The sequence below is a fragment of the Porphyrobacter sp. AAP60 genome (assembly GCF_001296025.1).
GTDB lineage: Bacteria > Pseudomonadota > Alphaproteobacteria > Sphingomonadales > Sphingomonadaceae > Erythrobacter.
Window position 1 is genome coordinate 58,720 of record NZ_LJHV01000010.1, and the last position, 24,764, is coordinate 83,483.

23 protein-coding genes and 1 tRNA gene are annotated in these 24,764 nt (G+C 59.7%); 17 read left to right on the forward strand and 7 right to left on the reverse strand.

Features of this window, described 5'->3' with window-relative positions; all coding sequences use genetic code 11:
- Positions 1–110: 110 nt before the first annotated feature.
- From rimP to rbfA, 6 genes are read left to right on the forward strand one after another with little or no spacing between them, the layout of a single operon-like run.
- Positions 111–674 (forward strand): ribosome maturation protein RimP, encoded by a 564-nt coding sequence (gene rimP / locus IP79_RS10050; protein ID WP_054119171.1) that lies wholly within the window; start codon positions 111–113, stop codon positions 672–674.
- Positions 671–2,308, forward strand: coding sequence for a transcription termination factor NusA (gene nusA, locus IP79_RS10055; RefSeq protein WP_054119172.1), 1,638 nt, complete (start codon positions 671–673; stop codon positions 2,306–2,308). Before rimP ends, nusA begins: the two co-directional genes overlap by 4 nt.
- Entirely contained in the window at positions 2,289–3,068 is a 780-nt protein-coding gene (locus tag IP79_RS10060; RefSeq protein ID WP_082337155.1) for a DUF448 domain-containing protein, read from the forward strand. Before nusA ends, IP79_RS10060 begins: the two co-directional genes overlap by 20 nt.
- A gap of 9 nt (positions 3,069–3,077) precedes the next feature.
- Complete coding sequence (infB, locus tag IP79_RS10065; RefSeq protein ID WP_054119174.1) at positions 3,078–5,642, forward strand: translation initiation factor IF-2; 2,565 nt, start codon at positions 3,078–3,080, stop codon at positions 5,640–5,642.
- Entirely contained in the window at positions 5,639–6,082 is a 444-nt protein-coding gene (locus IP79_RS10070) for a PaaI family thioesterase (RefSeq protein WP_054119175.1), read from the forward strand. Before infB ends, IP79_RS10070 begins: the two co-directional genes overlap by 4 nt.
- A complete protein-coding gene (gene rbfA / locus IP79_RS10075; RefSeq protein WP_054119176.1) occupies positions 6,082–6,486 on the forward strand; it encodes a 30S ribosome-binding factor RbfA in 405 nt (134 codons plus the stop codon). Before IP79_RS10070 ends, rbfA begins: the two co-directional genes overlap by 1 nt.
- Positions 6,487–6,579: 93 nt before the next feature.
- Here the strand turns inward: rbfA and IP79_RS10080 are convergent, their stop codons facing one another.
- Positions 6,580–7,182, reverse strand: a complete 603-nt coding sequence (locus IP79_RS10080; protein WP_054119177.1) for a YceI family protein — start codon at positions 7,180–7,182, stop codon at positions 6,580–6,582.
- Positions 7,183–7,260: 78 nt separating this feature from the next.
- Between IP79_RS10080 and IP79_RS10085 the strand changes: the two genes are divergently transcribed.
- The 5 genes from IP79_RS10085 to IP79_RS10105 all read left to right on the forward strand — a co-directional run bounded on the left by IP79_RS10085 (position 7,261) and on the right by IP79_RS10105 (position 12,266).
- A complete protein-coding gene (locus IP79_RS10085; protein ID WP_054119178.1) occupies positions 7,261–7,836 on the forward strand; it encodes a thymidine kinase in 576 nt (191 codons plus the stop codon).
- Entirely contained in the window at positions 7,833–8,759 is a 927-nt protein-coding gene (truB, locus tag IP79_RS10090) for a tRNA pseudouridine(55) synthase TruB (protein ID WP_054119179.1), read from the forward strand. Before IP79_RS10085 ends, truB begins: the two co-directional genes overlap by 4 nt.
- 12 nt (positions 8,760–8,771) lie before the next feature.
- Positions 8,772–9,041, forward strand: coding sequence for a 30S ribosomal protein S15 (gene rpsO, locus IP79_RS10095; RefSeq protein WP_054119180.1), 270 nt, complete (start codon positions 8,772–8,774; stop codon positions 9,039–9,041).
- Positions 9,042–9,214: 173 nt separating this feature from the next.
- On the forward strand, positions 9,215–11,506 hold the full coding sequence (pnp, locus tag IP79_RS10100; protein ID WP_054119181.1) for a polyribonucleotide nucleotidyltransferase: 2,292 nt from the start codon (positions 9,215–9,217) through the stop codon (positions 11,504–11,506).
- Positions 11,507–11,585: 79 nt separating this feature from the next.
- On the forward strand, positions 11,586–12,266 hold the full coding sequence (locus IP79_RS10105) for a spermidine synthase (protein ID WP_054119182.1): 681 nt from the start codon (positions 11,586–11,588) through the stop codon (positions 12,264–12,266).
- Here the strand turns inward: IP79_RS10105 and IP79_RS10110 are convergent.
- Positions 12,254–13,219: a DUF481 domain-containing protein gene (locus IP79_RS10110; RefSeq protein WP_233994170.1), complete on the reverse strand. Its 966-nt coding sequence runs from the start codon at positions 13,217–13,219 to the stop codon at positions 12,254–12,256. The genes IP79_RS10105 and IP79_RS10110 overlap by 13 nt on opposite strands.
- 84 nt (positions 13,220–13,303) lie before the next feature.
- Positions 13,304–14,020 carry a GcrA family cell cycle regulator gene (locus IP79_RS10115; RefSeq protein WP_054119183.1) on the reverse strand — a complete coding sequence of 239 codons (717 nt, stop codon included), beginning with the start codon at positions 14,018–14,020 and terminating at the stop codon, positions 13,304–13,306.
- Positions 14,021–14,097: 77 nt separating this feature from the next.
- On the opposite strand from IP79_RS10115, the gene IP79_RS10120 reads away from it, so the two are divergent.
- The gene (locus IP79_RS10120) at positions 14,098–15,000 is read left to right on the forward strand and encodes an ABC transporter permease (RefSeq protein WP_082337156.1); all 903 of its coding nucleotides are present in this window, start codon (positions 14,098–14,100) and stop codon (positions 14,998–15,000) included.
- Between the two features lie 7 nt (positions 15,001–15,007).
- Here the strand turns inward: IP79_RS10120 and hspQ are convergent, their stop codons facing one another.
- Positions 15,008–15,388: a heat shock protein HspQ gene (gene hspQ / locus IP79_RS10125; protein WP_054119184.1), complete on the reverse strand. Its 381-nt coding sequence runs from the start codon at positions 15,386–15,388 to the stop codon at positions 15,008–15,010.
- A 175-nt stretch (positions 15,389–15,563) separates the two neighbouring features.
- On the opposite strand from hspQ, the gene IP79_RS10130 reads away from it, so the two are divergent.
- Both IP79_RS10130 and IP79_RS10135 read left to right on the forward strand, forming a co-directional pair.
- Positions 15,564–15,653, forward strand: a tRNA-Ser gene (locus IP79_RS10130).
- Between the two features lie 159 nt (positions 15,654–15,812).
- A complete protein-coding gene (locus tag IP79_RS10135) occupies positions 15,813–17,126 on the forward strand; it encodes a tyrosine-type recombinase/integrase (protein ID WP_054119185.1) in 1,314 nt (437 codons plus the stop codon).
- On the opposite strand, the gene IP79_RS15700 is transcribed toward IP79_RS10135, so the two are convergent.
- From IP79_RS15700 to IP79_RS10150, 3 genes are all read right to left on the reverse strand, one after another.
- Positions 17,123–17,911, reverse strand: coding sequence for a helix-turn-helix transcriptional regulator (locus IP79_RS15700; RefSeq protein WP_197273797.1), 789 nt, complete (start codon positions 17,909–17,911; stop codon positions 17,123–17,125). The genes IP79_RS10135 and IP79_RS15700 overlap by 4 nt on opposite strands.
- A 356-nt stretch (positions 17,912–18,267) precedes the next feature.
- Positions 18,268–18,741 (reverse strand): hypothetical protein, encoded by a 474-nt coding sequence (locus IP79_RS10145; RefSeq protein WP_054119186.1) that lies wholly within the window; start codon positions 18,739–18,741, stop codon positions 18,268–18,270.
- A 228-nt stretch (positions 18,742–18,969) separates the two neighbouring features.
- On the reverse strand, positions 18,970–19,836 hold the full coding sequence (locus tag IP79_RS10150; RefSeq protein ID WP_054119187.1) for a hypothetical protein: 867 nt from the start codon (positions 19,834–19,836) through the stop codon (positions 18,970–18,972).
- Positions 19,837–20,200: 364 nt separating this feature from the next.
- Here IP79_RS10150 and IP79_RS15490 point away from each other — a divergent pair, with 364 nt between their 5' ends.
- The 3 genes from IP79_RS15490 to IP79_RS10165 all read left to right on the forward strand — a co-directional run bounded on the left by IP79_RS15490 (position 20,201) and on the right by IP79_RS10165 (position 24,549).
- Complete coding sequence (locus IP79_RS15490) at positions 20,201–21,319, forward strand: hypothetical protein (RefSeq protein ID WP_156318249.1); 1,119 nt, start codon at positions 20,201–20,203, stop codon at positions 21,317–21,319.
- Positions 21,320–21,454: 135 nt separating this feature from the next.
- Complete coding sequence (locus IP79_RS10160; RefSeq protein WP_156318252.1) at positions 21,455–21,895, forward strand: hypothetical protein; 441 nt, start codon at positions 21,455–21,457, stop codon at positions 21,893–21,895.
- A complete protein-coding gene (locus IP79_RS10165; RefSeq protein ID WP_054119190.1) occupies positions 21,895–24,549 on the forward strand; it encodes a relaxase/mobilization nuclease domain-containing protein in 2,655 nt (884 codons plus the stop codon). The genes IP79_RS10160 and IP79_RS10165 overlap by 1 nt, the downstream gene beginning before the upstream one ends.
- Positions 24,550–24,764: the final 215 nt, after the last annotated feature.

Consider the following 24,764-nt stretch of genomic DNA (forward strand, 5'->3'; position numbering starts at 1 on the left):
CCCAATCCCGGCATTGTCGTGACAAGGTTTGGATGCTGGCGCCTCCGGGGGCCGGCCCCACACCGCGTTTGCGCAAGGCCGATTCGACCGCAATTCCGTCCGGAGCATGAATGGCCGATATCGCCCGCCTGACCCAGTTGATCGAACCCGAAGCGACGGCGCTCGGGTTTGAACTGGTGCGCGTGGCGATGCTGGCATCCGAAGCTGGCGATGGCGGCATGGCCTTGCAGATCATGGCAGAAGACCCGTCCACCGGGCAGTTGGTGATCGATCAATGCGCCGCCCTGTCGCGGCGGGTGTCCGATGTGATCGATGCCGCCGAAGAAGCCGGCGAGGAGCTGATTGAGGGGGCTTACCACCTCGAAGTGTCGTCTCCGGGTATCGACCGTCCGCTCACGCGCGACAAGGATTTCGCCAACTGGGCGGGGTACGAGGTGCGGGTTGTGATGGACAAGAGTTTTGAAGGCCAGCGCGTCAACAAGGGCGTGCTAGGCGGGCTCGAGGATGGTATGATCCTCGTCGCTGAAGTTAAGGCGGGCGATGTGCGTCTGCCGCTGGAACAGGTTCATACGGCCAAGCTCGTCCTCACCGACGCGCTGATTGCCGCCACCCGCCCGCTGGATACCAGCGGTGCTGACGAACTCATCGAAGACACAGAGAAGGCAGACGACTGATGAGTGCCATTTCCGCCAACAAGGCCGAACTCCTTGCGATCGCCAACGCGGTCGCCTCGGAAAAGATGATCGACAAATCGATCGTGATCGAGGCGATGGAAGAAGCGATCCAGAAATCCGCGCGTAACCGTTACGGCGCGGAAAACGACATCCGGGCCAAGCTCGATCCGCTGACCGGCGATCTGACGCTGTGGCGTGTGGTCGAGGTGGTCGAAGAGGTTGAAGATTACTTCAAGCAGGTCGATCTCAAGCAGGGCGAGAAACTTCAGCCAGGCGCCAAGGTCGGCGATTTCATCGTCGATCCGCTGCCGCCGGTCGATCTCGGCCGCATCGACGCGCAGTCGGCAAAGCAGGTGATCTTCCAGAAGGTCCGCGATGCCGAGCGTGAACGCCAGTTCGAAGAATTCAAGGATCGTCAGGGCGAAGTCATCACCGGCGTGATCAAGTCGGTCGAATTCGGCCACGTGATCGTCAACCTCGGGCGCGCCGAAGGTGTGATCCGTCGCGACCAGCAGATCCCGCGCGAAGCCGCCCGTACCGGTGAGCGCGTGCGCGCGCTGATCACCAAGGTGGAACGCAACAACCGCGGCCCGCAGATTTTCCTCAGCCGCGCGCACCCCGATTTCATGAAGAAGCTGTTCGCGCAGGAAGTGCCCGAAATCTACGACGGCATCATCGAAATCAAGGCTGCCGCCCGCGATCCCGGCAGCCGCGCCAAGATCGGCGTGATCAGCCGCGATTCCAGCATCGACCCCGTCGGCGCCTGCGTCGGCATGAAGGGCAGCCGCGTGCAGGCCGTCGTGCAGGAATTGCAGGGCGAAAAGATCGATATCATTCCGTGGTCGGAAGACACTGCGACTTTCGTGGTCAATGCGCTTCAGCCCGCCACCGTCAGCCGCGTGGTGCTTGACGAGGATGACGGCCGCATCGAAGTGGTGGTGCCTGACGATCAGCTTTCGCTGGCGATCGGTCGCCGCGGCCAGAACGTGCGTCTGGCGAGCCAGCTGACCGGTCACCAGATCGACATCATGACCGAGGAAGAAGCCTCGGAAAAGCGGTCGAAGGAATTTGCCGAACGTTCCAAGATGTTCGAGGAAGAACTCGACGTCGACGAAACCCTGTCGCAGCTGCTGGTGGCAGAAGGCTTCGCCGAACTGGTCGAAGTCGCCTATGTCGATCTGGCCGAACTCGCCACGATTGAAGGCTTCGACGAAGAACTGGCCGAAGAATTGCAGAGTCGCGCTCTGGAAGCGCTCGAACGTCAGGAAGCTGCGCACCGCGAAGTGCGCCGCGGTCTGGGCGTAGAAGATGCACTGTCCGAAATTCCGCACCTTTCCGAAGCGATGCTGGTCACGCTCGGTAAGGCAGGGATCAAGACGCTTGACGATCTGGCCGATCTTGCCACCGATGAACTGATCGCCAAGAAGCGCGAGGCGCCGCGTCGCCGCGGGCCTGCTGAAGGCCCTCCGCAGCGGCGTCCGCAGCGCGAGACCGACAAGGGCGGCGTGCTGGGCGAGTATGGTCTCTCGGAAGAGCAGGGCAACGAAATCATCATGGCCGCGCGTGCGCACTGGTTCGAAGACGAAGTCTCCGAACCGACCGAGGAGGCCGCCCATGCGGACTCCACCCAATGAGCGCCTGACGTCCGACATCGCTGAGCCGGCGCTCCCTGCAACTGCGGGGAGCGAGCGGCGCTGCATCCTGTCCGGGGAAACCACGGAGCGGGAAGGACTGGTGCGTCTGGCGATTTCGCCCGATGGCCTGGTGCTACCCGATGTCGCCGCCAAGGCACCCGGACGGGGCGCGTGGATCGGGGTTGACCGACCAGCGCTTGAAAGCGCGCTTGGCGATGGCCATCTCAGAAAGGCAATGATGCGGGCCTTCAAGGGCGCGCCGCTGACAATTCCCGAAGATCTGCCAGAACGGGTCGAGGCTGCACTGGCCCGACATTTGTGCGACCGGCTGGGGCTTGAGCTGCGATCGGGCAACATCGTGATGGGTTCGGCCCGGATTGAGGAACAAGCGCGCAGCGGGCGCATAGCTGTGCTGCTCCATGCCTCTGATAGTAGCGAGGATGGCCGCCGCAAACTCGATCAGGCTTGGCGCGTCGGAAACGATGCCGAGGGTTCGGGGATGCGCGGCGAGGTCTTGCCACTAGACCGCACTGCGCTGTCTGTGGCATTGGGCCGCGACAATGTTGTCCATCTGGGCGTCGCCGGTCATCCTGGCGACCTGCGCGCGGCCAAACGCGTGCTCCAGGCGGTTTCCCGGCTCACGCACTATGCCGAGAGCGATCGGGCGAGAACAATGAATGCAACGGGCCGGGATACTTCCGGCCACGCCGACCAGCCGCAGGGCGGGCCGACGACTATTGATGAATACGTGAAGGACTGACGAGCGATAATGAGCGACGACAACGACAACCAGCGCACCCGCAAGCCACTGGGCCTCAAACGCTCGGTTGACGCGGGCGAGGTCAAGCAGACCTTCAGCCACGGCCGCACCAACAAGGTGGTGGTCGAGGTGAAGCGTCGCCGCGTTCTCGGCAAGCCCGGCAGCGAAGCGGCAGCAACGCCGCCGCCGCCAGCCCCCGTCGAGGCCGCTCCGACACCTGCGCCCGCACCTGTACCGACGCCCACGCCCGCTCCGGCCCCGCGCCCCGCGCGACCCGCACCTGCTGGCGAAACGCCGCAAGAGCGCGTGAAGCGGCTCCAGCTCGAAGCCGAGGAAGAGCGGCTGCGGATGGCGGAAGAAGCGCGCAAGCGCGAAACCGAAGAAGCCCGCGCCCGCGAGGAAGAAGAGCGTCGCCGCGTCGAGGAAAACCGCCGCGCCGAGGAAGAGGCTGAAAAGCAGCGCACAGCTGTCGCAAGCGCCCCCCCGGTTGCCGACGAAGCACCTGCTGTAGAGGCCCCCGAGCCTGCTGCTGAAGCGCCAACCGAAGAGCCCGCCGCAAAGGCCGAAGCAGCCCCCGCCGCACGGCGTTTCACGCCTGTGGAGCGCCCCGAGGTCAAGCGGCCCGAGGTCAAGAAGAAGAAAGAAGACAAGCGCGCCGCGCCAAGCGACGAAGGCAAGGATACCCGCCGTTCAGGCAAGCTGACCGTTACCCGCGCGCTGAACGAGGATGAAGGCCGCCGTGCCCGGAGTCTTGCTGCGCTCAAGCGTGCGCGTGAAAAGGAACGCCGCGGTCAGGGCGGCCCGTCCAAGCCGCGTGAAAAGCAGGTGCGCGACGTGGTCGTGCCCGAAGCGATTACCGTTAGCGAACTCGCCAACCGCATGGCCGAAAAGGGCGCGGATCTGGTGAAGGCCTTGTTCAACCTCGGTATGATGGTCACCGTCAACCAGACCATCGATCAGGACACGGCAGAGCTGCTGGTCGAGGAGTTCGGCCACAATATCACCCGCGTCTCCGCGAGCGATGTCGACATCGTTTCGAACGAGGATTCCGATCCCGAAGAAACACTGGTGTCACGTCCGCCAGTGGTCACGATCATGGGTCACGTCGACCACGGCAAGACCAGCCTGCTCGATGCCCTGCGCGGCACGGATGTGGTGAAGGGCGAGGCCGGGGGTATCACCCAGCATATCGGCGCTTACCAGATCACCACAAAGGCGAAGGACAAGATCACCTTCCTCGACACGCCAGGCCACGCGGCCTTCACCGAAATGCGGATGCGCGGCGCGAATGTGACCGACATCGTCATTCTGGTGGTTGCAGGCGATGACGGGCTGATGCCGCAGACGATCGAGGCGATCAACCACACCAAGGCCGCTGGCGTGCCGATGATCGTGGCGATCACCAAATCGGACAAGTCCGAATTCAACCCGCAGAAGATCCGCGAACGTCTGCTCGAACACGAAATCGTGGTCGAGGCGATGTCAGGCGACGTGCAGGATGTCGAGGTTTCGGCCAAGACCGGCGCAGGGCTCGACAAGCTGATCGAAGCTATTGGCTTGCAGGCCGAACTGCTTGAACTCAAGGCGCGGCCTGATCGCGATGCCGAAGCAACGGTTATCGAAGCGCAGCTCGACAAGGGCCGCGGCCCTGTGGCGACTGTGCTGGTAACACGCGGCACGCTGAAGCGTGGCGATACCTTCGTGGTCGGCACGCAGAGCGGCAAGGTGCGGGCAATTGTCGATGACAAGGGCAAGCAGCTGAAGGAAGCTGGCCCGTCAATGCCGGTCGAAGTGCTCGGCCTTGGCGGCGTGCCTTCAGCCGGTGACAATCTCACCGTGGTCGAGAACGAACAGCGCGCCCGCGAAGTTGCCAAGTATCGTCAGGAAATGGCGACGGAAAAGCGCACCGCGCTGGCTCCGACCAATTTCGACACGATGTTCAGCACCCTGTCCTCCAACGTCATCGAATTCCCGGTGGTGGTAAAGGCCGACGTGCAAGGCAGCGTCGAGGCGATCGTCACTGCACTGCACAACCTGTCGAACGACGACATCAAGGTGCGCGTGCTCAATGGCGGTGTCGGTGCAATCACCGAAAGCGACGTGGTGCTGGCAGGCGGGTCCAAGGCGCCGATTATCGGGTTCAATGTGCGTCCGAACGCCAAGGCGCGCGAGCTGCTGAAACGCGATAATGTGCGGATGATGTATTACGATGTCATCTATCACCTGACCGATGCGATCGCCAAGGAGATGATTGGCGAGCTTGGCCCAGAACGGGTTGAACATGTGGTCGGCCGCGCGCTGGTCAAAGAAGTGTTCAAGTCGGGCAAGCGCGACAAGGCGGCTGGTCTGCTGGTGGAAGAAGGGGTCATCCGCAAGGGACTGTTCGCCCGTCTCACCCGCGCCGATGTCATCGTTTCGGCGACCAAGATCGCGTCCCTGCGGCGCTTCAAGGACGATGTCGACGAAGTGCGCACCGGCCTGGAATGCGGCGTGGTGCTGGAAGATACCAACGACATCAAGCCGGGCGACCAGCTTGAAGTCTTCTCGGTCGAGGAGCGTGAGCGGACACTGTGAGCCTGAACGACACGCACTACCCAGACGATGCCGGGCAGTCGCCACATACGGCGCTGCTCGGCTCGGAATTTGTCAGTTGGGATGCGGACACGCAGACCGCGACCATGCGTTTCACCGTGAAGCGCGAAATGACCACCTGGCGCGGCGGCGTGCAAGGGGGACTGGTTGCGGGCTATCTCGATGATGTGATGGGTTACGCCTATGTTGCGGCGACAGACGGCGAGATGGCACCGCTTAATCTCGATATTTCCATGAGCCTTATCCGTCTGATTCCGGACGGCGCGACGGTCATTGGCAAGGGGCGGGTGGTCAAGGGTGGCCGGCGGGTGGTGTTCCTCGAAGGGGAACTCTACGCGGAAGACGGCACGCTCTACGCCCGCTCCACGTCAACCGCCTTGCCGACTCCGCGTCCGACGCCCAGCAGCACGGGGATGGGCTGATGGCCAAGGCGCCCTTCACCACCGAACAGCAATCGGTTCGCGTCCTCAAGGTGGGGGAGCGGGTGCGGCATATCCTGTCCGAACTGCTCGCGCGGGGCGATGTGCATGACGATGTGGTGCGTGCGGCGCATATCTCGGTAACCGAAGTGCGCATGACCCCCGATCTGCGTCACGCCACGGCCTATGTGAAGCCGCTGATGGGGGCGGGTGAGGACGAGGTCGTGCATGCGCTGCGGCAGAATACTGCTTTCCTCCAGCGCGAAGTCGCACAGCGGCTCGGCCTCAAGTTCGCGCCGAAGCTGCGCTTCCGCAAGGATGAAAGCTTTGCCGAGGCTGACCGGATCGAAGCGCTGCTGCGTGATCCCAAGGTGGCACGGGACCTTGAGGACGGCGAGGAAGAATAACCTCGTCTCACATGGTTGCCTGCAACCGCGTGAAAGCCCGCGCGGCGCTTGTGCGTTGCCTTTGCGTTGGCGTAAGCCGTAACGCACAACGCCTTACCGTGGCACCATCCGCGCTTTCAACGTGATATCGACCTTGTTGCCAACCACCAGCTGGTAGGATTTCATCCCGTACTTGCGCCGATCAATGGTGGTGGTGCCGGTAAAGCTAACCGGCTTGCCAGCTTGTGCGAGCGGATCGGCGTCGAAAGTCACAGCCAGCGTCTGCGGCTGGGTTATGCCGCGCGCGGTCAGCTCGCCGCTTACAGTGCCGCGTGTCGGGCTGGTAAGTTTCAACGAGCGGCCCACGAACCGCACGCTAGGATATTTTTCGACCCAGAAGAACTTGTCACCCCGCAGCCGGGCTAGGGTGACATCATCGGGCGCCTCGATTGCGGTGGCATCGAAGGTTACGTCGATGACGGCACGTTCGGGCGCGCCGGGCACGATGGTTACAGCGCCCTGCATCTTGGGAAAGCGCGCGGTTTTGCTGGATAGGCCGAAGAACGGAACTTTGGCGGACACATTGCTCGCCGAAGCATCGAGCGTGTAGCGTTGAGGCGTGCCAACCGTGTTGGCCGCACCCGCTCCTGCAAGCGCGAAAACCGCCGCTAGTGGCAGCAGCACGAACCTTGCGAGGATACTACGGGTGTTTGTCATGCTGTAGATACGCTCCAACGGGGCAAAAGGTTCAACCCCGGCCTCGCCCAGTGGACAGCAAGGCGTTAGGCAGGCGCGATGGCCAAGCTCTATTTCTACTATGCCAGCATGAACGCAGGCAAAAGCTCGCACCTGTTGCAGGCCGATTTCAACTACCGCGAACGCGGCATGGCAACGATGCTGTGGACGGCGGCACTCGATATCCGGTCAGGCGGGCTGGTCAAAAGCCGGATCGGGCTGGAGAGTGACGCGCACAAGTTCCATCCCGATACCGATCTGTGGGCAGCGGTCAGCGCAAGCCACAAGGTGCAGCCGCTCGATTGCGTGCTGGTTGACGAGGCACAGTTCCTGACATCCGCGCAGGTGTGGCAGCTTGCCCGGCTTGCGGATGAAGCGGGCATTCCTGTGCTTTGCTACGGTTTGCGGACGGACTTTCAGGGTGAGCTGTTCCCTGGATCGGCAGTGCTGCTTGGCATTGCCGATGCCTTGGTGGAGCTGAAGGCGGTTTGCCACTGCGGGCGCAAGGCGACGATGAACCTGCGTGTCGATGCCAGCGGCGCTGCGGTGCGGCAGGGGCAGCAGACCGAGATCGGCGGCAATGATCGCTATGTCGCGCTGTGCCGCAAGCATTTCTCCGAGGCGATGGGGCGATGACTGCGGACCGAAACGTTCCCTTGTCAGGTTGGCTGATCCTCGACAAACCAAAGGGTATGGGCAGCACCCAGGGCGTCAGCGCGGTCAAGCGCGTGCTGCGCCAGAACGGTTATGCCAAGACCAAGGTCGGCCACGGCGGAACGCTCGATCCGCTCGCGGAAGGTGTGCTGCCGATTGCGCTGGGAGAGGCAACCAAGCTGGCCGGGCGAATGCTGGATGCGTCCAAGATCTACGAGTTCACGGTGCAATTCGGCGAGGAGACATCGACGCTCGATACGGAGGGCGATGTGGTGGCGACCAGCGATGTGCGCCCGACGCATGCGCAAGTCGAGGAGGTGCTGCCGCGGTTCACCGGTCCGATCAAGCAGGTGCCGCCAGCCTATTCGGCGCTGAAGGTTGGTGGCCAGCGCGCCTATGATCTGGCGCGGGCAGGCGAGGTGGTGGAACTGAAGTCGCGCAGCGTCACGATCCATTCGCTCGTGATGTTGCCCGGAGCGCAGGAGGGGGATTACGTCACCCTTGTCGCCCACGTTTCCAAGGGCACTTATATCCGCTCCCTTGCAAGGGACATCGCATACGCGCTGGGAACCTGCGGCCACGTCACCTATCTGCGCCGCACCAAGGCCGGGCCATTCACGCAAGAGCAGGCGATTTCGCTGGACAATCTGGAGGAAGCCGCTAAGCGCGCGAACCTTGAACACCTTCTCCTGCCGCTGGAGGCGGGGCTGGACGACATCCCGGCCCTTCACCTCGATCAGACAAGCGCGCAGGCGGTCCGACAGGGCCGGGTGCTGTCTGACATGCCCCAATCATCCGGGCTCTATCTGGCGAAACTGGGCGCTGTCCCGGTCGCGCTTATGGAAATTCTGGATGGCACGGCCACGGTCGTGCGGGGCTTCAACCTTCCCGATGTCGCTGAGTGAAAGAGAAATACCATGACGGTGACCGCCGAAAAGAAGCAGGAAATTATTGCCGACAACGCCCGCGATCAGGGCGATACCGGCAGCCCCGAAGTGCAGGTTGCGATCCTCACGCAGCGCATCCGCAACCTCACCGAGCACTTCAAGGATCACCACAAGGATAACCATTCGCGTCGTGGCCTGCTGATGATGGTCAACAAGCGCCGCACGCTGCTCGCATACCTCAAGAAGAAGGATGTCGAGCGCTACAACGCGCTGATCCAGAAGCTGGGCCTGCGTAAGTAAGAGTTTTGCGAAAGGGCGGCTCCAAGGGGCCGCCTTTTTTGCATTTGGGCATGCAGACATCCGGTCTGCTCCGCCTTGGGGCCAAAGCGCCCTGCACCGGACCGGGACGGTTGTTTCCCCGGCATATGAGGCCCCGCCCGGCAATATGGCTGAGCGGGTCAAAAGGAAAATCAATGTTCGACACGAAAACCGTATCGCTGGAGTGGGGCGGCAAGACCCTCACCCTGGAAACCGGGCGTATTGCCCGTCAGGCCGATGGCGCTGTGCTGGCTACCTATGGCGAAACCGTGGTGCTGTGCGCCGTGACCGCTGCCAAGTCGGTGAAAGAGGGCCAGGATTTCTTCCCGCTCACCGTCCACTATCAGGAAAAGTTCTCCGCCGCCGGTCGTATTCCGGGCGGCTTCTTCAAGCGTGAGCGCGGCGCGACCGAAAAGGAAACGCTGACAAGCCGCCTGATCGATCGTCCGATTCGCCCGCTGTTCCCCGAAGGTTTCTACAACGAAATCAACGTTATTTGTCAGGTGCTGTCATTCGACGGCGAGAACGAGCCGGACATGGTCGCCATGATCGCCGCTTCGGCTGCGCTGACCATCAGCGGTGTGCCGTTCATGGGCCCGATCGGCGCCTGCCGCGTCGGTTACGTTGATGGCGAATACACCCTCAACCCGAAGCAGGATCGCGCGCTGGCTGATGGCCAGCTCGATCTGGTCGTCGCCGCCACGCAAGACGCGGTGATGATGGTCGAATCCGAAGCCAAGGAACTGACCGAGGAAGTCATGCTCGGCGCAGTCATGTTCGCGCATGATGAAATCCGCAATGTGATCGGCGCGATCATCGAACTGGCAGAAGCAGCTGCCAAGGATCCGTGGAATGTCGACACGAGCGACAACACTGCGGATATGAAGGCCAAGCTCAAGGACATGATCGGCGGCGACATCGCAGCCGCTTACAAGCTGACCGACAAGTCGGCGCGTTCGAACGCGTTGAACGAAGCACGGGCCAAAGCCAAGGCAGCGTTTGCCGATGAAGGCGGTCAGACCCAGATGGTTGCTGGCAAGCTGATGAAGAAGCTCGAAGCCGAAATCGTGCGCACCGCGATCCTCAAGGATGGTCAGCGCATTGACGGCCGCAAGCTCGATCAGGTGCGCCCGATTGAAGCGATCGTCGGCTTCCTGCCGCGCACGCATGGTTCGTCGCTGTTCACTCGCGGCGAGACGCAGGCGATCTGCACCACCACGCTCGGCACCAAGGATTCCGAGCAGATGATCGATGGTCTGGAAGGCCTCAGCTATTCCAGCTTCATGCTGCACTACAACTTCCCGCCCTATTCGGTCGGTGAAGTGGGCCGCTTCGGCGCTCCGGGTCGCCGCGAAGTTGGCCACGGCAAGCTCGCCTGGCGCGCGCTCAACCCCGTGCTGCCGAGCAAGGAAGACTTCCCTTACACCATCCGCGTGTTGTCAGATATCACCGAGTCCAACGGCTCGTCGTCGATGGCGACCGTGTGCGGTGGCTGTCTTTCGATGATGGACGCCGGTGTTCCGGTGACGTCGCCCGTTTCGGGTATCGCGATGGGTCTGATCCTTGAAGGCGACGATTTCGCCGTTCTGTCCGACATTCTGGGTGATGAAGATCACCTGGGTGATATGGATTTCAAGGTCGCAGGGTCTGCCAAGGGCATCACCACGATGCAGATGGACATCAAGATTGCCGGCATCACGCAGGAAATCATGGCCAAGGCACTGGAACAGGCCAAGGCTGGCCGGATGCACATTCTGGGCGAAATGAACAAGGCGCTGGGCAATGCCCGCACCGAAGTCAGCAAGCACGCTCCGCGCATCGAGACGATTCAGATCGACAAATCGAAGATCCGTGACGTTATCGGCACCGGCGGCAAGGTGATCCGCGAGATCGTTGCTGAAACCGGCGCCAAGGTCGACATCGACGATGAAGGCGTGATCAAGATCTCGTCCAGCAACGTCGAGGAAATCGAAGCCGCCAAGAAGTGGATCCTCGGCATCACTCAGGAAGCTGAAGTGGGCAAGATCTATGACGGCAAGGTCGTGAACATCGTCGATTTCGGCGCCTTCGTGAACTTCATGGGCGGCAAGGATGGCCTCGTCCACGTTTCGGAAATGCGCAATGAGCGGGTCGAAAAGCCCACCGACGTCGTCTCCGAAGGCATGGAAGTGAAGGTCAAGGTTCTCGAAATCGATCCGCGCGGCAAGGTTCGCCTGTCGATGCGCGTCGTCGATCAGGAAACCGGTGCAGAGCTGGAAGACACCCGCCCGCCGCGCGAACCGCGCGAAGGTGGTCGGGGTGATCGTCCGGATCGCGGCGGCGGCGATCGTCGCGGCCCGCGCGGCGGCGGTGGTCGTGGCGGTGACCGTGGTGGTCGCAGCGGCGGCGGTGATCGCGGCCCGCGCGATAGCGGCCCGGCGGGTCTGCCCGACTTCCTCAAAGACTGATTGTCTAATCTGAGGTAAACAATTGGGGCCGCCCGGAGCGATCCGGGCGGCCCATTTGCTGTAACGGGACACCCGCATCATGCTCCAACGCGAACTCCTCGCCAGCGCCAAGATTGCGGATGGCGAAACACTCGATCTCTACACCCACGCTGGTCACTTCATGATCGTGATGGGCCGCAACGAGCTGATGAGCTCGCGAATGCGCTTTTCCGAAGAGCAATTGGCCGAGCTTACCATCGAACGGCTGGGTAAGGCCGATGCGCGGATGTTGATCGGCGGCTATGGCATGGGCTTCACATACCGCGCTGCCCGCGCCAAGCTGGGCGCGAAGGCACAGATCGTCATTGCCGAGATTTCCGAAGCGATCGTCGATTGGGCCAAGGGACCGATGGCACAGCTGACCGGCGATACCTTGTCAGACCCGCGTCTCGACCTCAGGATCTGCGATGTCGCGGCGCTGATCGACGATGCCAATGATGGCACTTCGGGCAAGTTCGATGCGATCCTGCTGGATGTCGACAACGGCCCCGACGGGATTGTGCGCGATGCCAATAACCGGATCTATTCGCGCACCGGCCTCGCCAAGGCGCGCGATGCGCTTGCCCCCGGCGGCATTCTTGCGGTGTGGTCAGCCGGACCGGATCCAGCGTTCCGCAAGCGGCTGCACGATACCGGTCTGGACATCGTCGAGTGGAAAACCCGATCACGCCCCAACAACAAGGGCGCGCATCATATCATCTGGTTTGCTCAGAAGTCGTAGATCAAAGTCATCCGGCTGAGCGTATCTGTCTGCACTGCGCCCGGTGCCGGGTTACTGTTATACTCAATGGCATAAGAAACCCGCGCTGACAGGCTGCTATTGAGCTTCGCGTTGAGGCCGGTGATCAAATCGATACTGGTGTTGCGCGAATCGATGATCGCGATTGCGGAGCCGCCTGTTTCGGCGACCGCATTTGTATCCTGCGTCAGCTTCAGCCGATCGGTGATGTTCCAGTCAAAGTCGACGCCAACCAACCCTGCGATACGGCTTTCATCGCGTCCGTCCACAAATTCGGTGACGCGGTAAGCCGGGCCGACTTTCATGGAAAGCTGGATGTCGTCTTTCCTTAGCGCCTGATAACCGATCCCGCCCGAAACGGCATAGCGCCCTGAAAAGCCCTGAAAGCGATCCCGTTCGTATTGGGCGAGCGCGTAAACGTAGAACCTGTCGGAGACATTGAAGTTGGGTTCATAGCGACCAAGGAACTGCTCGCGCGTGGTGACGCCATTGGCGCGCTGGTAATCGACCCTTCCGGTCAGCTTGTGTCGCCAGTCGATGCCGTTGCGCTCGGCTGTAAGGCTGGCGGTGAAACCGGTATTGTCGGTGTTGCCGGTTGCGCGGAACCCGCCGAGTTCGCCCTTGCCCTTCCACCTGTCGAACAATCCTGCCGCGCGGATCGCCTCTTCCCTCGCCTTGGCTTCGGCTGTCCTGCGCGCGGCCATTTCGCCCTCGAAGGTAGTGAGGATCGCGGTAATCTCGTCGTCGTCAGCGGGATAGGTAGCGCGCGCGATTTCGACCACGGTGCGCACTTTGCCTTCGTCACCCGTCGCAATGGCAGCGTCGAGCATGGCACGCACTGGTTCTGGCAGTTCGGCAGACGCCGGTGCGGAAAAGGCAAACGCCCCCGTCACTACGGCAAGCGCGATCATCCGCACACCTGCAATTGTGTCCATGTTAGCGCTCCCTCGTGCCTGCGCCAGCCATAGCGGGCAGGACTTAGGCAGGGCAAGGCCCGGCGCGCAACCGGGCCCTGCGTCTTATCGTACCCGTGGCCCGCCGAACGGCAAAGGCGGGGGCGGACGGCGTACGCCGCGCGGCAGTTGCGCCTGGTAGGCACGGCCGCAATGTTCGACGCAATAGGGGAAACCCGGGTTCACCTGCACACCGCAGAAATGGAAATCCGCCTCGCCCGGATGGCCCATCGGCCAGCGACACACCTTTTCCGACAGATCGAGCAGAGTGGTCTTGCCGGCGATTTCCGGACTCGGTTTGGCCGGGACAAGGCGGCGGGGCGGCGCGGGCGGGATCGGCGCCTGCTGGTCACCAGGGCCCTGCCGCAGAAATCCGCCGGGACCGACCGAAACGATCTTGGGCAAATCCGACTGCGAATTGGGCATCGGCTGCGAAGGGTTGGCGCTGGCGGTAGCATCTGCAGCTTCCGTGCGTGCTGGCGATGCTGCGGCGCGCGGGGCCGGGCGCTCGCTTGACTCGCTGCTGCGCGCAGCCGGTTCGGCCTGTGGTTCGGGCGCGGCCCGCGGGGTTGGAGCCGCTGGCTTCTTGACCGGCGCTGCTGCAGGCTTTTTCTTATCGTTCGCCTTGACCGGCGAGGGGCGGGCCTTGAGCCCGAGCCGGTGCGCTTTGCCAATCACCGCATTGCGACTGACCCCGCCGAGTTCGGTCGCGATCTCGCTGGCGGTGGAACCGCCTTCCCACATTTTCCTGAGCGTTCCGATGCGCTCGTCCGTCCAGCTCATACCTACTACCTGTTCCTGTGCCTGCGTCAGCGGCAGGAGCTTGTCATTGCAGCCCTTGCGGCCTAGGCACCCGTGCCATGGCCGAACCTGCTTCTGCAAACCCGTTGCGCAACGCCGCTCCCGTGACTGAAAAGACGCCTGATGACAAGACCGGCGGGAGCACCCGGTTCAGCGCACGCGGCGTTCCGGTCATCACCGGGATCAACCGCATAGGCCTGTTCGCCCTCTATATGAAGGAGGTGCGCCGGTTTCTCAAGGTTCAGACGCAGACAATCTGGGCACCTGCCTTCACAACGCTGCTGTTTCTGGTCATTTTCTCGGTCGCGCTGGGCCGTCAGGGACGCGAAGTGCTGGGCGTGCCCTTCGCCAGCTTCGTCGCACCGGGGCTTATTGTGATGGCGATGATGCAAAACGCCTTCGCCAATTCCTCTTTTTCACTGCTTTCGGGCAAGATGCAGGGCACCATCATCGATCTGCTGATGCCGCCGCTGTCGCCGGGCGAGTTGATGAGCGGCATTCTGGCAGCCGCCATAACCCGCGCATTTGCCGTGGGCTGCACAGTGGCGCTGGCCATGTCGTTGTGGCCGGGCGTATCGCTCGGCATGGCGCATCCCTGGGCGGTCGCCTGGTTCGGGCTGATGGGGGCGCTGCTGCTGGCAACGCTGGGGCTGGCAACGTCGATCTGGGCCGAAAAGTTTGATCACAACGCAGCGATCACCAATTTCATTATTGCCCCGCTGTCGCTGCTTTCGGGCACTTTCTATGTTATCGAGGATCTTGATCCGGCATTCCAGTGGATCAGCCGCCTGAACCCGTTCTTCTATGTGATTTCGGGCTTCCGCTATGGTTTTCTGGGAGCCACCGACATGGGCTCGGATGCAACGTTGGTTGGCGCTGCAGGGGGGTTGCTGGCAGTCAACCTGGCGTTGGCAGCGGGTGTGTACGCACTTCTTCGTTCAGGTTGGAAGCTGAAAAGCTGACGCGCGGTCAGTGAGTCAAGGACCGGCGCATCTTGTATCGCCCATCCTTGAACGCTTCGAAAAGCTGCGTCACGGTCGGATGGTCAATCGGGCCGCCATCGGCATCGCCGATCAGATTGCCCTGACTTACATAGGCCACATAGGACGAATCGTCGTTTTCCGCGAGCAGGTGGTAGAACGGCTGATCGCGGCGAGGGCGGATGTCTTCCGGGATCGATTCATACCATTCTTCCGAATTGGCGAATACCGGATCAATATCGAACACCACCCCGCGAAAGGCGAAAAGGCGGTGGCGAACCACATCGCCAATGCCGAAGCGGGCACGGGTCTCGCGCGGCGCGATGATCGTGCGCCCTGCCTGGGTGGAAAAGAACTCTGCGCGTTCCATGTCTCGCAATATGGGGCACTGCTGCGCCAAAACAAGCGCAGGTCTGGTGCAGGTGCGAGATATGCCCGCATTTTCTACCTTGTCAGGACTTGGCAAGCGCAAGGCCTTGGGCTAACGGGCGCGCTTCCTGTTGCCGGCCGCCTGACCAGCGGTCAACCAAGGCAGCAGATCTCGCGGAGAGGTGGCAGAGTGGTCGAATGCGCCGCACTCGAAATGCGGTTTACCGGCAACGGTAACGTGGGTTCGAATCCCACCCTCTCCGCCATCGGGCCTTCCAAGCCTGTCCAAGCCGACCCAAATCTTCGCGCAAGACCTTTACAATACAGGGCTTTGCCGTCCAATCCGCTCCAGCCCAATTCTACCCTAGCCAGATACATATCGGGGTAGATTGGGGGTAATGAACTCTAGCGGTTGGGGGTATCGGATGCTTACAGACAAGGCGGTTCGCGCTGCAACGCCGAGGGACAAATCTTACAAGGTGTCCGACAGCGGCGGGCTGTCCCTGCATGTATCGCCGAAGAATCACAAATCGTGGCGATTCAAGTACAGGATGGAGGGGAAGGAACAGCTCCTTACCCTAGGCACCTATCCAGAGGTATCGCTCGCCGAGGCACGGGAGAAGCGCAACGATGCTCGCAAACTGCTGCGGGAGGGCCGCGACCCCCGAATTTCTGCCAAGCGGGCCAAACTGGTTGGCGACAGCGGCACCTTCCAGACCTTTGAACAGGCAGCCCGCGAATGGCACTTGGTCCAGAAGCCGAGGTGGAAGCCGGTTCACGCCGACGATGTGATCACCAGCCTTGAGCGGGACATCTTCCCGCATCTGGGCACGATGCCGATGGACGTGATCGATAAACCGCTGCTGCTTTCGCTGCTGAAGAAGATCGAGGCGCGCGGGGCGATCGAGACGGCACGGCGGGTGAAGCAGCGGATCGCTGCCATCTATCGTTATGTGAACGCGCACGGCGCTGGGCTCGAGAATCCCGCGAACGACATTAACGATGCGCTCGCGCCACTGCCGCCCTCGAAGCGTTATCCCGCTCTGCTGGAGGTGGATGCAATAAGGCGAATGCTCGGCGACATCGACCGGGCGGGGGCGTCCCCAGTCACTCGGTTTGCCAGTCGTTTCCTTGCGCTCACAGCCCAGCGCCCAGGCATGGTCCGGCACATGGAATGGGGCGAGATCAGCGATGTCGACTGGGGTAATCCATCGGCGGATGTCAGCGAGGCGCTCTGGACAGTGCCTGCCGAGAAGATCAAGCAGGAACTGCATCTTCGCAGCGATGATGCTTTTGATCACAAAATCCCATTGTCGCGGCAGGCCGTCGAAACATTGCGGGCTGTCCGCCTACTGACCGGCAAGGCTCCTTTCGCCTTCCCCAATGCCCGTGCTGGCACTGTGGCGATGACCGAGAATGCGATCGGTTACCTCTACAATCGCGAGGGCTATAAAGGACGGCATGTGCCGCATGGCTGGCGCTCAAGCTTCTCGACCATCATGAACGAGCAGGCCGAACGTGAGTTGGGCACTGACCTGAGACTGCTTGGCGACCGGTTGATCATTGATCTAATGCTGGCCCACACCCCTGCAGGCATGAGCGCCACCGAATTGCGCTACAACCGGGCACGTTACATGGATCGCCGGCGTGAACTGGCCCAGCGCTGGGCCGATATGATCACGGAAGGCGCACTGCCGGCCACAGAGATCCTCGACAGCCCCCGCCGGAAACCGCGCTAGCTTCTCGCTCCTCGGCCTTGGGCTGCTGCTTTCTCTTCAACCCACGCCAACACTTCACTTTTGCGCCAGACTGCCCGGTTGCCAAGCAGGATGTTGTCCGGAAAGCCGTCGCTTTTGATTTTGGCGTAGATCGTGCTCCGCTTGAACTTGATCAGCGCCTCGACCTCCGGCAGCCTCAGCAATTCATCGCCGTCCGAAAGGGACTGCGACAATCTGACACTTGCATCGCCTCCAAAGCTCTGCCCCAACGGTTCGAGGGCTGCCTTCACTCGCCGGGCAGCCACCGCCCGTGCCGCGCGTAGCTGCGGGTCAAGAGCCGCTTCCAATTCGCGATTGCTGAGGCAATCGGGGGAATTCAAACCTGCGAGCCACTCGTCAAAATCAGCGCTGTCGACGAAGATGCGGTGTGTTGGTGGTGCTCCGGCATCCGCCCAGTGCTCAAGGTTGAAGGCACCGGTTGCCATCCTGGGCAGGGGATCGTCGATCTCCCACATGCTTGTCATGATCGGGACAACTTCGCCGCCGCCTAACGGCCGCGCGAAGGTCGCGACCCTTTGCCGTACGAACTGCGCGGTCAGAAATGCGGCATCCATAGTCACCAGATGGCGGCAGGCGTCGTTCTCGCCCTCGTCTTCTGGCGCGGCGAAAATCTCCGGAAGCTCGTGCGGATTGAAGCCCTGTTCGACACGGACTAGGTCGCCGAACGCCTTGACCAAGGCTATGCGACCCGCTGAAGTGGTCAAGGCTTGTTCAAGGTAGGGCGACCACGGCGTGATTTCTGTCATTCTAACCTTTGGCGATGTTGAGGATATGAGTTGCTTTATCGTCACAGATGGCGTCCGCATTCAAGAGGTTGCCATAATTGCCCTGCTAGTGGGCGCCGGCCTTGCGAGCAATATTCACCCACGCTGCGCAGCCGACGGCACGCAAAGCACACTATTAACGACTGCCTCTCGGGTGTATTCTGACCAGCGGCGAGGCCTTCGATCACGTCGCAGTCGGCTTGCTCTAAGGGAGGGGATGCCGAGCAGATCTTTCCGATTTATGATGGGTGCAAATATGTTGATGATGGTGCTCTGAAGCAAAATTGATGAGGCCTTCGTCTTGGTGCCAAGGAGCTTCGTCAACACGGAGCACGCAGTCAGTCGGCGCTTTCGAACTCAATCCTAGGCAGAACAACGACGCTCCAACAGCAGGACGCGTCGCTTCTCTCGTACTCGTCAGCGGCATCATCCTTAAACTGTTCGACGGCAGAGGATGCCTCTTCGAGCGTGTCGTGCAATGAAACTGAATAGTTACGTCCTACCTCGCCGATTACCGCATAAGCCGTACGAGGCGAAGAAGACCAAAGCAAATTGGCAGACAAGCTACTGAGATCGACGGAGGCTATTTCACAATTGATGCCGTCGCGCTCTGCGTCTCCGTGCACTGCAGTGAAAGCGTGCGAGGCATCCCACGCTGCCGAATAACTGCCGTAAATGATGGCAGTTTGGGCTCCGAAGGCGTCGACGATGAGAGCGGTCCAATCAAGCTGGTTTCTGGCCGTCTGCTCGACCGGATGACGCTTGGCGAAGCTTTTCTCACCATCGAGGATTCTAAGCAATGTTTTAAGCATGCGGCTCTCAGTAAGATACCTTTTTGACAATGCACTATCTCTGTCCTTGTAGACCACCGCAAATCTACTACGCTGCTCTTCAAGTGTAGATATTATGTCAAATATCGCATTACGATCAATAAACAACTTACAGTACTCCAAATTAAATTCATTCGATTTATAAACATGGAAGAAAATTTGGCAATAAAAACATATAAGCTAAAATGTTGCGGAACATAGAGTGAATTATCACTTGAATTTCGCTACATCCCTATTTGGCTGTTCGAATTCGAAGTTGTGCTGCCAATGTATGCGCGAAGCGAGCGCGGCGGTGTACAAACGGACAATTTCTGATTTCGCTATGCTTGGGTTTCCAGCGGTCATCTTCGCCGTGCTGGCAAGATCAAGCGAATGCATAACCACTTCAACGCCTGCGGCCTTCGGCCTGATAAACAGGTGAGATTGTGAACTCATCCCAAAGTCGCGGTGGATTTTGCCAGCCTCGCCTCCAACGCGCTGAATTACGAAGTCAGCATCAGAGGGGCTTTTGACGAAATCGAAGTCCGGGTGGCGCGTAGGCGGGCGCTGCGTAGTTCGCTTAATGTCCCTTCTGACCCAGATCTGGAATGCCGTCGGCACGTGTTTGCGTTTTCCGCAAAACCAGAACGCATTGTGCGGAACGGGCGCTTCGGCCACGAGATGTAGGTGGGGGTTCAAGCGCCGCTGGACAGACATTTTCTGGAAGGTTGCAGGCACGATGAATGCAATCAGCTCCGCTTTGAGCGCAGCCTGATTGAAGAATCGAATCGCCAGACTGCTGTTTTTACCAAACGGCGGGTTTCCAACGACTGCGAGCTTTCCGCTCTCAGGAATCTCGACCTTCAAAAAGTCTGCCTCGATAATTCCGGACGCTTTTGGATCAAGATCGTAGGCAAGGCTGCCTGGCGGAAGCAACCGCGAGAAAGACCCTGTCCCGGCGCTCGGCTCGATGAACCGATATCCGTGAAGATCGAATTCGCTCCGAAGAAAATCATATAGAGTGACTGCTACAGAAGAGTCAGTATAGAACTGATCGAGCAGGCGTTCTTTTGGCGGACGTTTGAGACGTTGGTTCATCTACAAGCTTGTAGGTAAGCTGTCGAGAAATCCCAAATCTCTTCACAAAAGATTTTTGCGGTCTAGAAAATAACGGATTAAAATGTACGAAGGCGCCGCAAGGGAATGGACGGGGTGGCTTATTGGCGATGTAGGTAAAAACGGTGCGACACGATCGTTAGAAAAATACATCAAGTCGTATGGTTGATGCGCAATCTCACGTGACAACGTCTGTGTCTAAAATTCATTACTGCATACCTATCAAAATAATTCAACAAGGGGCCCGTGTGTATAGAAAGTTCTACATGAGATCTTTCAATTTGTTCATGAAAAGTTCATATAAGATGACAATGTACATACTCATGTAAGAACAGGAGTGTAGATTGTGATTGATATTGTAAAAATCCACAAAAATGTTGATACGGATCAAGATAAATCAGTTTCATTGAGCACTGGTGAAGCTAAAAAGGGCAAATTACGTCGCCAGCTTACTGCTCGAGAGCGCGATGCTAGGTACGATAAATATCTGGCTGACAGAAACGGCAACAGCCGAATTGACCCTTGCGAGCCCAGTCTCGCCGGCTTGACTTGCGGCGCAATTGATACTGCCGTTAGGTTGATGAAGCGAAGTCAGCGGAGCGGGCAAAGGCCATCGCTAGCGCGCGTCGTGGGTAAGGTTTCAAAATTCTGTAACCTCACGACAGCTCAAAAAGAGTTGCTCCGCAAATGGCTGGCGTGGCTCATCGATCGAAGCTGGGTTCTTCGCGATCGCGGCCGCTCACCGGTGGTCGAGTGGGTACAATCACAGCCACCAGTCAGTGATATCTGGACCAATGAGCTTGCCGCATTTTGGTGCGCCAAGATCGATGGCAAAGTCAGGGTGGCCCAGAACGGTCAAAAGGCAGGTCTGCCGGTTTCATCATCATCGGGCCAGTCAGGCGTCGGGGCCGGTAAGGCCGAAAGCCAGTCTCGCCCGGAAGAGCCAAGAACGACGCCGACGGCAGCCGGTTCTGCGTTCCCGCCGGCTTGTTCCCGCCCGACCGGTGATCAACTGGGACGCTCTGCTTCATCGGTGCAGATTAGCGGCTCACCTATCGTGCCGTCGACGCCTTTGCCGGCTCTAGGCATCGATGCTGTTCGATCTGCCCAACCCGAGCCAGCTAGAGTTCCAGCAGCGCCAAGCCAAACGTCTGCGACGCAACCGCCTGCCTCACTGTCGATGGCAGATGGCTCGCTACCTTCAGGTGCCAGGCGAGAAATTTTTGAAGGGAAGACAATAATCATCCCAGAGTTGGATAACTTCTTTTTCAAGTCAGGTGCCCACAAAGCCAATTCATTCCTCAATGCGTTAAAACCGAATGGCTTCAACGAACAGACCCTTAGCGCTGCTATAAAGGCTCTCCTTCAAAATAAAGAAGAACTAAATGAGTTTCGTGGGCGCGGCGCGAAGCAGAGAGAATTTATCGATTATATCTTCACCCAGGTTGGGGTGAAGATCCCATGAAAACCACCGTAAAAGGGGGCCTAGAACTTTTGCAGGATGGGTGTGGGTATCCCACACTGGACGCCATCGTGTCGCTATCGCTTCGTGACGGCGGTTTTGTTTCAGCACCTGACTGGCTGAGATCGGGGCATTATCATGCCTTCTGATCAACGGAAGGACGCGCGTAAACGGGTGCGTGTAGCGGTGACATTCAGTCCCGAAGAAATGAGAGAATTAAAGCGTAAGGCCGGCGCTAAACCTGTCGCAGAATTTTGCCGAGAAAGGATTCTTTACAGCGATAACTTCCACGATCCATTGTTCGATGTCTGTGCGAAAATGAACGCGCAGGCGGAGCAAATGAAGGTGCTTCGCGCGCTACTTGCACGCTACTCTGGTGAGAAATGGAGGATGTTGCTCGGTGGCCCAGACGTCAGGCCGGTAGAGGTCAGCCCGCAGTTTATTAAAGATGTTCAACAAGCGATTGGGATCATCGACAAAGGTGTGAAGCTGGGCCGTGAAGCGATCCGGATCATTTCGACACGGACGATCAAATCACGTGTTATCGAGCCAATCAAGCCGGGGGCACCCCGGCGTTGATGATCAAGGTCTGGCAATATGCAGAACGCCTCAAAGGTGCCGCTGGCGGATCTACCCGCCAAAACCTTGCGTTCGGCACATCGCTCGCGACTGGGCGCTACATCTTCGGCTTCGAGACTTACCAAGATTTCACAGCGATGCGCGATCAGGTCATACGGGTTGGGGATTATGTCGCAGACACTGATCGAGCATCGGACCGCGTGGCGGGCCGGTATGCCTACAACATCGCGGCTGGCGAACCTGAAGAGCAAATCGATGAACTTGCAGTCAGCGCCGCTGCCGCAGGACTTAAACGGTTCTGGCACGTGGTCGTCAGCCACAGGCCCGGCGAGAGACTGACCGATGAACAGCTTGAAGAAACCAGACGGATCATCGCAGAGGTGCTCGGGGTCGATCAATGCCCGATGATTTGGGCAACCCATGAAGACAAAGCGCATCTCCATGAACATGGGTTGATTGTGTCCTACCTCGCTGACACCAATGAACCTGTCGCGTTTGGCGAGAGTTGGTGGAAGGAGAAGACGCAGATTGCCATAGCGATCTGCGAGCATCGCCTTGGTCTCGAGCCTGAGCCCAATCGGCGCTACGTGGCCGATGACAGCGGCGTCTATCACCTGTTGAGCGCCAGCAAGGTCGCTGACGCGGACGGTAAGCTCGTGCTCGGCCGCAAAGAGCTGCGGACCATGCAGCGCGAACATGATGCTTTCGTCGGTCAAAACAATGCCCCGGACGGGTCAGAGCCGGGCGATCCCTGGCCTTTGCAGCGGGTGGCTGAAAAACTTGCCGGACCGCTCATCTCCAAGTCGAAGTCGTGGAAGGAGGTGCATGAACGGTTGGCCTCCGTCGGCATGCGCTACCTTAAGGTTGGCGCCACAGGCGTTCTTGAGGGCGCTGATGGCGCCGGCCCATGGGCTCAAACCGAAGGTATCCGTACCGCAGCAGGTTCAGCCTACGCCCATGCTGCCCTCGGGAAACTGTCAAGGCGGCTACGGGAAGATTACTCGCCGCCGCCGCCCGATCTGCATGTTCGCGCTTTTGTCATGCCGGTTTTCAACCGGCACGCCGACAGCGCCGCAGATCAAAAGGTAGAGCGGCGGATCGAGTTGTCAGAGTTCAAGACGCTGACAGGCCACCTTGAGGCAGACTACAAGAAAGCCTTCAAGGAGTTCCAGAACAACGGGAAAGGGCAGGGAGTCAACGCGGCTCGGCAAAAGCGCAAGCAGGCGCATGTTTCGGAACTGTCAGCGGTAAAATTTGCCAAGTCCGACCTGGTGAGCCCGTCTAGCACCAGGGCCTCTGGGAAAAACGCCGCGCCGGAATTGCCACCTACCGAAATTGCAGCTTTTATTTGGGGCGCGACAGCAAGCGGCGACAACGCCAGCGCCGAGTATCGACTTCAGCAGCAAGCGATTGCCGCGGAATATCAGGTGAGGCGGAAGGATGAGCAAACCCGATACTACTATCTGGCGGGGCAACTGGCATTCATCGAACGCCAGCGAACCATCCAGATCGTCGCGGCGTGCAGAAAGGCCCGGATCGATGCGTTAAAGCTGGCGCGCGCGCTGTTCCAACAGATCCGCATCGCCGCGCGCCAAAAGGTCCGGGAGGGCCTCGCGCGGATTGCGGCTGAGCTAAAACTGAGCGTCGGGCCCGGCATTCTTGCCCGCTTTGTAGCAGATCATCTTGCAGCGGTCGAACGCGGTGATCGTCACAGCATTATGAAGCGCGCTGATATGTGGGCTCGGACGAACAAACACCGGAGTCACTGGCGAAACGAGACGTCGCGCGACCGCATCCACAGGCGGGATCGATCTGCCCGATTTACCGCCTCCGAATTGGCGCACCTGCGGGAGCGCAACTTGGAAGATCACTATGTCGGCCAGTCGCCGTCGAACACGCACGACATCAAGGTGAAGGCATCACGGACCCTGGATCATGCGATCCGCAATTCGCTGATGCTAGCGTCATCCCGGTACCACGTTGATGGCGTCCGATTCATGGACGACGCCGCGCTGCTCAGGCTGTTCCCGAAGGAGCGGTATGCCATTCAACCCAATATCCAGGCGCGCCTTCGCGCGATTGAGGCAATCCAGATCGAGGAGCGCCGCTGGATCGCTGCAGCCGTATTGAGCGGGCGTGTCAGCATTGCGCAAGGCGACCTTAAAGTCGCCCATGCGCGTGACAAGTGGGCCGAAGACTTCTGGGCAAAGCAAAAAGATGACCCGACCTTTCATCGGCTGCTGATGGTCTCTCGGATGCGGCCTGATCGGTTTCAGTTCGATCTCGACCAGCGCCCCGACATTGCAGCGTGGAAATCCGCACTGAATGAACAAGACCACCGCCTCGCAGACGGTATCGCTGACGAAATTTTTGTGGCGTCCGAACAGCATGGCCGAACTGTTGCAAACAGGAAGCTGGCCCAAGACAAAAACTCAGCGCGCAGTGCAAAGGACATCGCAGAAGAATATCGCCAACAGCTGTTTGAAACTTTGAATTATCATAGCGCTGAAGTGCTGCGTAAGACACCAGGCAGATTTGGTGAAGCGTATCGGGGTATCGCCTTCAAGCATCCGAACGCCACGAAAGGTCAGTGGGAGGATGTTAAAAGAAGCTATCGACGCATTTATGGCAAAGGGAATGGGCGGCGCGCGTGATTTTAGAATTATCTCTACGGTCTTCATTGAATGGATTGATTATAGCTCACATGCTGGGCGAGTGATGATTGACAAGGTCCAACATGTTTCCTAAATGTTCCAAACCGAGACAAGATAATACTTCCAACTTTTACTATGCAGCGTTTGTAAGTAGAGCGAATTCAGCGAACAAAGCGAAGTCAGCGAATGTCGCTGAATTCGCTGCTGAAGGAGGA

Coding starts and splice junctions, on each gene's coding strand:
- IP79_RS10145 (WP_054119186.1), bottom strand. CDS start 18,741: ATGCTTAAAACATTGCTTAGAATCCTCGATGGTGAGAAAAGCTTCGCC.
- IP79_RS10160 (WP_156318252.1), top strand. CDS start 21,455: ATGCCTTCTGATCAACGGAAGGACGCGCGTAAACGGGTGCGTGTAGCG.
- IP79_RS10060 (WP_082337155.1), top strand. CDS start 2,289: ATGCGGACTCCACCCAATGAGCGCCTGACGTCCGACATCGCTGAGCCG.
- IP79_RS10165 (WP_054119190.1), top strand. CDS start 21,895: ATGATCAAGGTCTGGCAATATGCAGAACGCCTCAAAGGTGCCGCTGGC.
- IP79_RS10085 (WP_054119178.1), top strand. CDS start 7,261: ATGGCCAAGCTCTATTTCTACTATGCCAGCATGAACGCAGGCAAAAGC.
- rbfA (WP_054119176.1), top strand. CDS start 6,082: ATGGCCAAGGCGCCCTTCACCACCGAACAGCAATCGGTTCGCGTCCTC.
- IP79_RS10135 (WP_054119185.1), top strand. CDS start 15,813: ATGCTTACAGACAAGGCGGTTCGCGCTGCAACGCCGAGGGACAAATCT.
- IP79_RS10120 (WP_082337156.1), top strand. CDS start 14,098: ATGGCCGAACCTGCTTCTGCAAACCCGTTGCGCAACGCCGCTCCCGTG.
- IP79_RS10150 (WP_054119187.1), bottom strand. CDS start 19,836: ATGAACCAACGTCTCAAACGTCCGCCAAAAGAACGCCTGCTCGATCAG.
- IP79_RS10080 (WP_054119177.1), bottom strand. CDS start 7,182: ATGACAAACACCCGTAGTATCCTCGCAAGGTTCGTGCTGCTGCCACTA.
- truB (WP_054119179.1), top strand. CDS start 7,833: ATGACTGCGGACCGAAACGTTCCCTTGTCAGGTTGGCTGATCCTCGAC.
- IP79_RS10110 (WP_233994170.1), bottom strand. CDS start 13,219: ATGGACACAATTGCAGGTGTGCGGATGATCGCGCTTGCCGTAGTGACG.
- IP79_RS10105 (WP_054119182.1), top strand. CDS start 11,586: ATGCTCCAACGCGAACTCCTCGCCAGCGCCAAGATTGCGGATGGCGAA.
- rimP (WP_054119171.1), top strand. CDS start 111: ATGGCCGATATCGCCCGCCTGACCCAGTTGATCGAACCCGAAGCGACG.
- infB (WP_054119174.1), top strand. CDS start 3,078: ATGAGCGACGACAACGACAACCAGCGCACCCGCAAGCCACTGGGCCTC.
- hspQ (WP_054119184.1), bottom strand. CDS start 15,388: ATGGAACGCGCAGAGTTCTTTTCCACCCAGGCAGGGCGCACGATCATC.
- rpsO (WP_054119180.1), top strand. CDS start 8,772: ATGACGGTGACCGCCGAAAAGAAGCAGGAAATTATTGCCGACAACGCC.
- pnp (WP_054119181.1), top strand. CDS start 9,215: ATGTTCGACACGAAAACCGTATCGCTGGAGTGGGGCGGCAAGACCCTC.
- IP79_RS10115 (WP_054119183.1), bottom strand. CDS start 14,020: ATGAGCTGGACGGACGAGCGCATCGGAACGCTCAGGAAAATGTGGGAA.
- IP79_RS15700 (WP_197273797.1), bottom strand. CDS start 17,911: ATGACAGAAATCACGCCGTGGTCGCCCTACCTTGAACAAGCCTTGACC.